Origin of the sequence: Ventosimonas gracilis, from assembly GCF_001580025.1 — a bacterium.
Lineage (GTDB): Bacteria > Pseudomonadota > Gammaproteobacteria > Pseudomonadales > Pseudomonadaceae > Ventosimonas > Ventosimonas gracilis.
Genome location: NZ_LSZO01000130.1, coordinates 20378 through 31568, shown reverse-complemented (window position 1 = coordinate 31568; position 11191 = coordinate 20378). Strand labels below are relative to the sequence as shown.

The 11191-nt window shown below is 54.4% G+C and carries 10 protein-coding genes and 2 pseudogenes; 4 read left to right on the top strand and 8 right to left on the bottom strand.

The genetic code is table 11. The features are described 5' to 3' along the window. Nucleotides 1–866: class I SAM-dependent methyltransferase (locus AXE65_RS05805; protein WP_079214061.1), on the top strand; the 866-nt coding region annotated here is incomplete at its 5' end. Between the two features lie 8 nt (nucleotides 867–874). Next, nucleotides 875–2119 (top strand): MFS transporter, encoded by a 1245-nt coding sequence (locus AXE65_RS05800; RefSeq protein ID WP_068389364.1) that lies wholly within the window; start codon nucleotides 875–877, stop codon nucleotides 2117–2119. 31 nt (nucleotides 2120–2150) lie between these two features. On the opposite strand, the pseudogene AXE65_RS14455 reads toward AXE65_RS05800, so the two are convergent. Then, nucleotides 2151–2366, bottom strand: a pseudogene (locus AXE65_RS14455) (PDDEXK nuclease domain-containing protein); the annotation flags it as partial. Then, a pseudogene (locus tag AXE65_RS14450) lies at nucleotides 2353–2607 on the bottom strand (DUF1016 N-terminal domain-containing protein); the annotation flags it as partial. The pseudogenes AXE65_RS14450 and AXE65_RS14455, both read right to left, overlap by 14 nt. A 74-nt stretch (nucleotides 2608–2681) precedes the next feature. On the opposite strand from AXE65_RS14450, the gene AXE65_RS05795 reads away from it, so the two are divergent. Both AXE65_RS05795 and AXE65_RS05790 read left to right on the top strand, forming a co-directional pair. After that, on the top strand, nucleotides 2682–5822 hold the full coding sequence (locus AXE65_RS05795; RefSeq protein WP_068389361.1) for a TonB-dependent receptor domain-containing protein: 3141 nt from the start codon (nucleotides 2682–2684) through the stop codon (nucleotides 5820–5822). Nucleotides 5823–5889: 67 nt separating this feature from the next. Further along, entirely contained in the window at nucleotides 5890–6318 is a 429-nt protein-coding gene (locus AXE65_RS05790; RefSeq protein WP_068389356.1) for a hypothetical protein, read from the top strand. Between the two features lie 155 nt (nucleotides 6319–6473). On the opposite strand, the gene AXE65_RS05785 is transcribed toward AXE65_RS05790, so the two are convergent. The 6 genes from AXE65_RS05785 to AXE65_RS13845 all read right to left on the bottom strand — a co-directional run bounded on the left by AXE65_RS05785 (nucleotide 6474) and on the right by AXE65_RS13845 (nucleotide 11187). Further along, nucleotides 6474–7403: a hypothetical protein gene (locus tag AXE65_RS05785; RefSeq protein ID WP_068389353.1), complete on the bottom strand. Its 930-nt coding sequence runs from the start codon at nucleotides 7401–7403 to the stop codon at nucleotides 6474–6476. Beyond that, nucleotides 7393–8496 carry a DNA methyltransferase gene (locus tag AXE65_RS05780; protein ID WP_079214060.1) on the bottom strand — a complete coding sequence of 368 codons (1104 nt, stop codon included), beginning with the start codon at nucleotides 8494–8496 and terminating at the stop codon, nucleotides 7393–7395. The genes AXE65_RS05785 and AXE65_RS05780 overlap by 11 nt, the downstream gene beginning before the upstream one ends. Nucleotides 8497–8661: 165 nt before the next feature. After that, nucleotides 8662–9054 carry a helix-turn-helix domain-containing protein gene (locus tag AXE65_RS14445; protein ID WP_153015402.1) on the bottom strand — a complete coding sequence of 131 codons (393 nt, stop codon included), beginning with the start codon at nucleotides 9052–9054 and terminating at the stop codon, nucleotides 8662–8664. Between the two features lie 208 nt (nucleotides 9055–9262). After that, a complete protein-coding gene (locus AXE65_RS05765; protein ID WP_068389344.1) occupies nucleotides 9263–9523 on the bottom strand; it encodes a type II TA system antitoxin, ParD family in 261 nt (86 codons plus the stop codon). Between the two features lie 120 nt (nucleotides 9524–9643). Then, the gene (locus AXE65_RS13850; protein ID WP_068389341.1) at nucleotides 9644–10126 is read right to left on the bottom strand and encodes a copper uptake system-associated protein; all 483 of its coding nucleotides are present in this window, start codon (nucleotides 10124–10126) and stop codon (nucleotides 9644–9646) included. Continuing rightward, nucleotides 10123–11187 (bottom strand): hypothetical protein, encoded by a 1065-nt coding sequence (locus tag AXE65_RS13845; protein WP_068389338.1) that lies wholly within the window; start codon nucleotides 11185–11187, stop codon nucleotides 10123–10125. Before AXE65_RS13845 ends, AXE65_RS13850 begins: the two co-directional genes overlap by 4 nt. Between the last annotated feature and the right edge of the window lie 4 nt (nucleotides 11188–11191).

Below are 11191 nucleotides of genomic sequence, written 5' to 3'. Positions count from 1 at the left end.
CCGGCTATCTGCTGGAATTATTGTGGGCAATGGATTTGCTGGAACGTGAAACCACGCCTGCACTGCGCTATCGCAACCAACCCGTCGCCAGTGGCTATCTGGATGCGCAGTCAGAGAACTACTGCGGCGATGCGTTGTTGTTTCGACATCGTATCGTGCGTCAGGTCGGCGCACAGCTGGGGGAGCTGGTGCGCCATGGCACGTCTGCGCTCATGCCCGATAGGGCCAAGCTGCAACGCGGCTGGGCGCAGGCGGCGCGGGTGCAGATTGCGCAGGAACAACGCGCGGTGACGGCAGATGTCGCGCGTGAACTGTGCGCCAGGTTGCCGCAGTTCCAGCATGCCCGCCGTCTGCTGGATTTGGGCGGCGGACCGGGGTTGGTGGCGATTGCACTGGCGCAAATTCAATCCGCATTGACCGGCGTGGTCTTCGAGTACCCACAAGCCGCCGCCGTGGCGCAGGAGCATATCGATAGCGCCGGTTTGTCCTCGCGCTTGCAAGCCATTGGCGGCGACCTGAACAGCGACGATTTCGGCACCGACTATGACCTGGTGTGGTGTTCGTCCGTGCTGCATTTCGTGGCGGATATTCCGGCAGTCCTGCAACGGCTATACCGCGCCATGCGCCCGGGTGGCGTGCTGGTCTGCTGTCACGCCGAAGTGCTGGATGACGCCGCCGAGGCCAAACACATCTTGCAGTATTACCTCTACATGCGCATGCAAGGCAGGCAGGTCTGGCCGCAGGGGAAACTGGCGCAAGCCTTGGCGCACGCCGGATTGATCAACGTGCAGACATTGCAGCAGGTGCGCTTTCCGGTCACGCCGCTCACTGTCCTGATTGCCCATAAACCACGAGCAAACCCATGATGCCATCTATGAGCACACCCAAACGCTGGGGACTGCAACTGCTGTTTGGCTGGATGAATCTGGTCTTGGCTGTCCCCAGCATCTACCTGATGTTCGGCCTGCCGCTGGTGCTGCGTCAGCACGGTTGGGAGGGGACGGAAATCGGCCTGCTGCAACTGGCCGCGCTGCCTGCCATCTTCAAATTCCTGTTCGCCATGCCGGTGCAGCGCGTGCGCTTCGGGCGCGGGCATTTCGTGCATTGGTTGTGGCTGATGAGCGCATTGCTGCTGGCGATGTACGTCGCCATCGGCTGGCAGAATTTGATTGCCCACAAACTGCCGCTGTTTGCGCTGACCTTTCTGATCAGCATCGCCACTACCTGGCTGGACATTCCGGTTAACGCGCTGGCCGTGCAATGGCTGCCGCGCAGCGAACAATTACGCGCGGGCAGCATCCGTTCTGCCGCGCTGTTTATCGGCGCGATTGTCGGCGGCGGGGTCATGGTACTGGTGCTCTCGCGCTGGGGCTGGCAAGCACCCTTCGTCATCATGGGCGCGGCCTTGCTGGGGGGCTGCCTGCCGTTTGCCGCACTGCGCGCGCAAGCGTCACTGCCGGTACAAGACAGCGCAACGGACAACACCCCGCCCGCCATACTCGCCGATTGGGCCAGCTTTTTTGCGCAGCCGGGCGCAACACAATGGACCTGGATGCTGCTGACCAGCTTCCCCTTCATCGGCGCGGTCTGGCTGTTCTTGAAACCGCTGATGCTCGACCAAGGCATGCCGCTGGAACAGGTCGCATGGACGATTGGCATTGCGGGCGGCGTGACCGGCGCACTGTTCAGCCTGATAGGCGGGCGCTTGATTTCAGTGCTCGGAACGGCACGCGCCATCGTGCTGTACCTGCTCGCCGCGCTCGCTGCATTGGTGCTGCTCACAGTGGTCGTTTGGGCGAAGCTGGGCGCTGTCTGGCTCACCATCAGCGCCCTCATCGTCGCCGCCAGCATGGGTGCCATCTCCGCGCTGATGTTTGGTTTAACGATGTTCTTCACCCGCCGCCAGCGCAACGCCTCGGACTACGGCTTGCAATCGACCATTTTTACCGTGGCACGGTTGGTCGTGCCTGTCGCCGCAGGCGTGATGCTGGACTATCTGGGTCAGGTCGGCATGCTGACGGGCATGAGCATCGGCGTGCTGTGTGCGCTTGGACTGGCGCTGCGCGCGCGACACAGCGTGGGGGCGACAGCGCAGAAGGTGATGGCGAGGGAGGATTAAGCGAAATTCCGGACAGCCCCTCATCCTGACGCACCGTAGCATCCAACGCGACAAGATAGAACTGCATCTTGCCGACAAATTCCGGCTCGAACTCCCCGATTTTCAACTCCACCGCCAGCAGCGCCCGCAGACGGCGCTGGAACAGCAGCCGGTCGATAAAACACTCCTTTCCCTCCACCTCCAGCCGGTATTGGCTGCCCATAAACGCGAATATGCCGTCCAGCGCGTGCCCAGCCGATTTCTCCAACCAGTGGTTGGAGATTTGGTGTGGCGCTGCATTCCTGAAAGAACTGGTGCATGTACCACAGGCTCTGGGTCGAAAATCCGCCGATACCGGGGAAGGCAAGGCGCAAGTCTGCGGAAAGTCGCTCAACCACGCCCTTGCCCCAACCTGCTGCCAGGTCATGACAACGGTTCTCTTCCCTCCAAAAGCAGGAAATTTTCGTCTCGCATACGTTTCCCTCCGTCTCGCATACGAAATCAAACAATACTCATTATCATTCAATGGCATGATGAGGCTACACCCGAACGCCGCTGCGGCGGCACACATGGAGCCTTGGCCATGCTACCTCAGTCGATTGAACCGCCCGCCGCCCATCCCCTGAAGCCACTGGTCTTGTGCGTTCTGCTGGCGCTTGCCTGCGGCGGTGATTATGTGCAGGCGCAGAGCACGGTTCAAGACGAGGATGACCCCGCATCGACATCGGCCAATGTCACCGAACTGGACATCATCGAGGTCACAGGCCAATACGAAACCCGCGACGAAGCCGGGCGTAACGATGTGTTTGCCAAGGATGTGTCCAATGTCTATATGGGGAAGGAAGAAATCGAGCGTTACAAGGGGACATCGGTAGGTGATCTATTCAAGGGGTTGAACGGCGTTTATAGCGGGGACTCACGCAACAGCGGCGCGGTTGACCCGAATATTCGGGGCTTACAGGGTGGCGGGCGGATTCCATTGACCGTCGATGGTACAGAACAATCAACGTCCGTCTGGATGTCGTTGGCGGGTGTCGCCAATCGCAACTACCTCGACCCCAACATGATTAGCAGCATCATGGTGGAAAAAGGCCCGTCCATGACGCGCGGAGTCAGAACCGGAATTGGCGGTTCGGTGCAGGTCAAAACACTGGAAGTGGATGACATCGTAAGGCCCGGTGAAACTTTTGGGTTTGAACTGAAAACTGAAACGGCTACCAATGCTGTCAAACCTGATGAAAGCAGTTTCAGCAACTTTGGCAAAGATTATCGGGATATACCCGGAGCTTATAGAATTGGCTACGGTGTGTCTTTGCCATTCGGGCGCGGATCAGACATGACCCCACGCAAAGGGTCAAGCGGGAAAGATTTGGACTTTAATGACACTGCCTGGCGGGTGGCAATAGCAAACAAACACGAGCATTTCGACTTGCTTGGCGCTTACAGCTATCGGAAACGCGGGAACTATTTTAGCGGAAAGGGCGGCTCTCAAGGGTATGAAACAGATGCATGGCGTGATGATTTGTTAGCAAACCTGGATACAAATACAGTTCTAGAAGTCGAGCGGCTACCTACTCAATACGTAGCCAATTATTTTTTGCCCGGACAAGAAGTCACCAATACATCCAGCGAACTTGAATCAATTTTACTGAAAGGTTCAGTGCGACTGCCTGGTAATCAGTCGCTTGATTTAAGCTATATGCGTACTGACCATCTCTTTGGTGAGAGCATTCCATTTATCATTTCATATGCTGTCCGTAACAGCGAAAATATTAATGGAATCGACGCGGTTCAAGCGCAGTTTCCCTATAGCAATGTCAAACAAAATACATACAACCTAGGCTACGCATGGAAGCCTGAAGGCAGTCGTTGGATAGATATTTCTGCCGGTATTTGGGTAACTCAAAGTGATGCATGGCGGCATCAGAACGGAGACGCGACTTTTGGGCTTCCTACCGTAGATACGAGAGATAGCGCGTGGGATGACTATGTCAAGTGCCATGCCAGGTCAAACCAAGCGCCAAGCTCTGCTTATTGTGCTGCAGTGCCAACAGAACCACCGGACAAACAACCTAATACCAATGGGCGTTACAACATCGTACCCAGAGCATTGCAGATTACCAGTGATGACCGTTTGGGCGTAAATGTGAGCAACAAGTTTAAACTGCATTCGACCTTAGACCTGACGGTATCGGGTGATTTTACACGCGAAAAACTCAAACAATGGAATGGTTCTGAAGCAGCAGGCAATGACCGTACCGAAGGAACCAGCGGCATACACTATTATGCACCACGCGCAGGCACGCGAGAGCAATATAACTTTGCTTTTAATTTCAATTGGACGGCAACCTCTTGGTTGCAACTTAGTGCAGGCTATCGTTATTCGGACTATTGGGCGCATGATGACAAGACGGCTGAGCAACGCAAACATCGTGTAGATGGTTATCAAGTTTATACGCCATTAGCCTATAGACGGTTTACTTACAAAGAAATTATGTCTGATGCGGATGCAGCGGACTTCGATGACAGACAACGCAGTTTTTATGATGATGAAATTGATTGGTATGTAAATTACGAGCCGGATATGTTGGCAGATTTTTTGGCGGAATTTCCAACAGCTGATGATTACGTAAATGACGGAAAAATTAACGGTGTGCGGTATCAAACTTCTGACAAGGAAATTCTCGTTCCCTACACGGGAAATCATAAAGGTTTTGCGGCCAATAATCCTTTTTTGAATGGAACAATTGACCTTAATGAAATGGTTGCCACAACGCAAAGTCCAGATGGTGTTGCAAAAAAATATGGGGATAGCTTTGGCCATACCTATGTTTCTGGAGCGCCACCCCCCAACCCTTGGCAGGCACCAGAAAAAATACGTGGTCATGCGTGGGCACCGCAATTCGGAGCAACGGCATTCCTGACAGACAACATTCGTGTCTATGCACGTTATGCACAGTTCTCTCGTTTTCCCAGCATTTTTGAATCCACTCAGATGGTACGTGGTGCTCTTGGCAGCCCCCTTCGGGGCAGTGCTGCCAGCAGACCCGAACGGGCGTATAACTGGGAAGTGGGTTACGCACACGATTTAACCCGTTATTTTCCGGGCTTGAATTATACGGATTTCCGTATCAATTATTTCAATAGCACCATCCGCGACTATATGGATAGGGATTACAACTTCAATATCGTGCATTTCGACAAAAAAAAGCTTTCTGGCATTGAAGTGCAGACACGCATTGATAGTGGAAGGTATTTTGCAGGCTTCGGTGGTAGTTATCGTCTTGAACAAAAAATGTGCGATAAAGATTATGCGTCATTTATTGACCCAATTTATAACCGCACTCCCGCGTGCGTAGATGGTGGATTTCCTGGCACGTTTGCGCACACATCATTGCAACCGAAATACTCTCTTGATTTGGATTTTGGAGCGCGTTTGCTTGATCGAAAACTTGAGGTTGGCAGTCGAATGACTTATCACAGCGCCTATGAAAATAAATCCGAAAGAAATATGAGCGGGATGTCGCGTGTTTTAAATCGCCCGTATTCTTGGAATCCCATATGGGTATTTGATGCTTATGCGGTGTATCGCGTGCATGACCATTTAAGCATCGATTTGGGCATAACCAATATCACCAATCGTTATTATATCGACCCCCTGGCGCGTGTCTCCCAACCTGCACCGGGACGTGCGATAAGAATGGGATTAACGGCAAGATTTTAAGCATTTTGTCCATTTTTATGAAAATGGTCGTTGTAACAAACTCCTCAACCCTTGAAAGGAAATTACCATGAAACACAAAACTCCAACTTTGACTGCCATTGCTTGCGCCTTGAGCTTGGCTGCATCCGCAAGTCTTGGCGCAGAAGTGGCCGGAGGCTCTTCAACCAAGTATGTGGTTGCTGGACCTTCCTCGCTACAAGGTGCCGATCTGGCTGGAATATCCATGCCGACCACTATTCCACCCACAACCAATCCTGATGACCAGTCCGGTATTGTCAGTTTTAAAAATGGGCCCATTGCCCAGACAAATACCGCGTATGCCCTTAGTGCAGATGATAACGGCTATTACTATGTCCGTCTTCCCAATGGAACGATCATGGCCGAAACATGGAAGACCGTTGGCCCGAACAATACGGAAATCTATGCTTATCGGCAGCTCGGAAATCCCGAAGATGGGTTCCCTCAATTTGGTGGTGAAGTGGTTGCCAAGGTTTAGTCTCAAGAGTCAAGCGCAACGATTTTGTAGAATTTCCGGATGCCCTTTGGCAGGACTTCATCGGCGCAGGTATGGGGTTGCTACATCCAGCGCACGCGTCAATTCGCGAAGCATCCTGACGATGGATTTCGATATTTTCAGTGACTTGAGTGTCGTCACTGTCCCTTCAGGATTGCCACGATACGCTCAAAGGATTCCACCAAGGCGGTTTTCTCGTTCTCGCCTATGTCACTATATCTACGTAAGGCGCTTTCAACGGTAGTGACTACCGTATCAAGGTTGCGTGCGTTATCGCTGAAAATTTTGAAGAAGGTCAGCCATGCCCGAACCGGGATGCCCGACACCTCTTGCTTCTCTGTGGATTTCACGAACTCATCCAGCAGGCCATAACGTGCTACACGGCCAAAGTTGCCGCCGCCGTCATCTGCTGCACGGTCAGAGCATTGGTCGGTTTTTACGGCCGGATAGGGAGCTTGATGAGTGGCAGGGATGATGGTTCCATTTCCGCCCCGTTCTGCTCGCATAGTTTGCCAATAGAAATTGCGCAACTCTGCTGCATAGCGAGCCCCTCCTACGAAAGGACGAAGTAGCTTCGGGCTACCCGCGACCACATCACTGAGCACCCAAGGATAAACAACAAGCAGGTCAGCATCAGCGCAGGCACTTGGGGTAACGGTGTAGCGAAAGGTTGGTTCGCCTTCTTTGGATAAAGCAAACCAACCTTTCAGTTCGATCCCCATGATAATGGCTTGCTCATCAGGAGCTTCCGTTACCAGTCGCACATCCGGAAATGCCTGCGCCTGCCGCTCGAAGCGGTACAACGCATATTGACCGTCCGGATCCCACACCTCGCGCAGACTATTCAATCCATTGACAACAGCATCCTCAATGGAGGCTCCGAGAGCAGAATTCAGCGTGAATATATCTGTCGCTCGGAAGTCAGAAATACGAAGCGACGTTCTGAATTCTTCTGGCAAGGCATATAGCGTCTTTATGACGTTCTCGTAGAGCTTGCGATGAGGCCAAGAACGAACCGGTCCACCAGTTTTGGCGGGTGGCGTGGGTGCGGCAGTGCTATGCGGCATGCTCTCGGCGTTCCCTTAAGTTAGCGAACTCTTCTTCAAGGCGCGACGCCGCCACCTGGAAGTACTCGGGGTTAATCTCTGAAGCGAAAGATCGTCTCTCAGTATGCAGTGCGGCAATGGATGCCGAGCATAGTCCACCGAACGGCTCCCAAACTACATCGTCAGGGTCAGTGCAAGCAATGATCTGGCGCTTCATCAAGGCGAGTGGCTTCTGGTTGGCATGTAGATAGCCATCGCCAACACGAATGCGCTCGCGGCCATGCACTGCTGGTTCTTGCCATACGTTGGTAACCCCATGTGTGTGATTCCACTTCGCGCGCATCTGCGCCCATGCTTCTTCGGTCACTATGGTGCGACCATCCAGGGAGAAGTAGGGGCGGTCCGTGGGGCGTCCGTGCTTGTTGCAGTATGCAGACATGCGGACAATGGCCTCGGGTGGCGGGAAATACCAGAGGTGGCACTGTGTCAGGTATTTCCTGGTCGCAGCGTTCGCAACACCACATGCTTCATTAGCTTTTGACATGGGAAGACCACTACGCTGCCATTCATGCCGTACCCAATCTTTAATGCTGAGCAACCCCTTGCCTCCCGTGAGCAGGTTGCGCTTGGTGTAGCGCACTGCGACTTCGGTAACGACAGGCGTTCCGCGAATAGTCTTACTATTGCAGTTACCGGCAACATGGGCGATACCCTTATCCCAGATGTTGCACTCTTCATACTGCCAACCATGCATTTCTAGAACTGGATGAACCATTGCCCAACCGACTTCAGTGCACCAAAACCAGAGCGTGGTGTCTGTTTTGGCATGGGTTGACCAAGCGGCAACATGAGGGGCATACCATTCAGCCAAGTTGGCCGGTGTCTTGGGCTCACCGGGGAACTTGCCAAGTCCATAAGGACCATCCACAATGATGCAAGTAGGTGCTGCCCAGCGCGGGTAGCAGTTGATTGAATCATCGCGTTCAATGAATGTACCTCCTGCTTTAGCAACTTTTACACTGCCTCCGGTCGTTTTGGTTGCTCCATTCCGGTCGCGCGTGATGACTTTGAGTCTGTTTGCGGCACTGGATTTTCGAGTGTTAGCCAATGACATCACCGGCCTCCTGTTGTTCCGTAGACCTGCATATGCGTGCGACAATGCCAATAGCCATTAGCCATGATTCACTCTGTGCCAGGTGGGTTGTGGTTAGGCGTGACTGGTGCGCTACCACCGGCCACGCCGCTTGATGAAATTGCGACCAAGGAGCGTTTTGCGGGATCATTTCTTTCCTTCTGTCCGAGCAAATAGATCAGCCTGATCTCTATGCTGCTTGTCTGTGAAAGAGTGCATGAAATCCCGCAACACGTCGGCAGCAACGCGGTCTTGGGCACGGCAAGCCTGCACGAATGCATCGCGCAACTCTTTCTCCACCCGAATCCGCATTCCGCAATCTTTGAGTGCCATCCTAGAACCATACCATAATGGATACACACATGTGTATCCATTTCGCAACCAGCCATCTAACGCCGTCCGTTGTCTGGGAAATTCAGTGAGCCTCGATATCGGACGACACAATATGCGGGCAATTGCCCGCATACTGCAATGCTCCCGACGTTTCAACGTAATCACGGCACGCTCTTCGCTACTCAGGTGATGGTAAGTGTTCAACATGGCAACACCAAAAACAAGAAGTGTAGGTGTTGCACTTGGAGGTTGAATCTAAGGTGTGTCGTCATCAACACGTATTTGCTGCGCCTGAATGAAGAAAGCCCGTCAGCACTGCTGGACCGATTTGTCACTCGGCTGCGCGATTGTGCAAAAGTAGATGGATGTTTACCGTAATCTGTCGGCAATCCGCACCAGTCGGTCAGAACGTAGCTCAAGCGCGGCTACTTTTGGATGCCGCCAGCTCTTCCTCAAGAATCTCATCGATGGATTTGGTTGATACCTGCCCGGCCAATCCGGCGCTGATGCGTTCATTGAGCAGGGTTTTCAGTGCTTGCCACGCCTGGTCAGCGTCGGTATCGCCGGGAAACAATCGTTCCAGTGCATATTGTTTGATGGTCTTGCCCTGCAACGCCGCAAAGGCCTTGAGGCTTTGATGTTGCTGGGCGGTCATGTCGATGGTCAAGCGGCTCATGGGATGGCCTCGTTGTTTCCTACATTCCCACATTAGCACAAAGTAGGTAGAACGCGCTTAACCTCGCCGCGCGCGGCGAGGCTTGCGCTTTGGCTCGTGGTCATTCTGCTCGGTGCATTTTTAATGCGCATGCCCATCTTGTGGTGTTTGCGGCGGATGATTGCCCGCGCCGTCCATGCGCAGCATGCCTTCAAAGGTGGCGAACAGGGCGCGGCGCTCGGCGGGGATGGCGGTTTCGGCTTTTTCGACCTGCTGCGCCAAGTCTTGTGCCGCTTCTACGGGCATGCCGGTCAGCGCCAGTGTACTGGCCTCTTTCAGACCGTCGCCGCCGCAGACCGACACTTGCCATTGACCGTGCGAGTTGCGCGTCAGGAATGCCCGCCCGCCGCGCCCGCCCTGTGTCCATCCGGCTACGGCCCATTTGTCCTTGATGACGACAGGGCCGATGTCCAGCCGGGTCTGCGGGGTATCCCAGGTGGACATCATGATTTGGCGAATGCCGGTTTCATCGGTGGATTGGCTGGGGTTGGCGAACACCAGCGCAGGAAGGGTCAGGGCAAACAGCAGGCTGGTGACACAGCCCAATTGGCGTAAAGGTTTCATGCGAAGGTTCCTCGTGAGGGTGTGTTCAGGGGTGTGTTCAGAATAGGGGTGGCGCAAATGCACAACAGCGCTTCCAGCAGGAAAAACAGGGCGCAAGGGGATTCCACCAACTCGGAGGTTTCGGGGCGGGTTCGATAGTGATGCCCAACAAATACGCCCGCCTGTACAACCTCCGCTGTCAACAATACATCGATATGCAGGCAAGACTGCTGATGCAGCCATTGCTGTTCGGGCATGTGCTGCCACAAGCGGAACATTGCCACGCAAGCAATGGCTACGGCGCTTGGGTCGGGTTTTCCCCATACCCCGGCTTCAGGGACGCACAATTGCCGATGCCAGTATTCACATGCCCGCAGCGCTGCATCGACATAGCGTTGCGTGCCATATCGACACGCCGCTTCGGCAAGTCCCAGCATCGCCCATGCCTGACCGCGCGGCCAGATTGGGGTAGCTTGGGTTTGTGTCACGTCCAGCACTTTGCGGCTACGCCAAGCGCCGGTTGCATCGGCCAGATGTGTCAGACAGCTATCCAGATGCTGTTGTGCCAGGTCGCGGCCAATCGATCCGCCATGTGCGTGCATCAACGCGAGAAGCGGAGCCAATGAGTCCAGGTCGAGCATGCAGCGCCCGCGTTCTCCTGCACCCATGCCTTCGTCCAGCGGCCAGACCGCCAGCGTTTCATCAAAACGGTTGAGCAGGGTGTGGGTGGCACGTTGCGCGAGTTGCCCTGCGGCTGCATCCGTGTGCAATTGATTGCCCAACCCCGCGCCATACCAGAAGACAAAACTGCGATTGACGCTGGGTTCGTCCAGCGAGGCTTCCAGCCGCATACACCACCGCACGGCGTGCGCACGGTCTGCGACATTGTCGGTAACGCTGGCTTTCAACCACCACAACCCCGCCCAGAAGCCGCCCATCCACGAGCCTCGTTTGGAAAGCGTCCATTGCGTATCCGCTGCGGCGCGAAATAACGGAAATTTCTCGCCGCATTGCGCCGCCATCTCATCCATACGCCGGAAAATGGCGGCAATGGCGTGTTGTCTGCGTGCGTCCTGTTCCATCCGT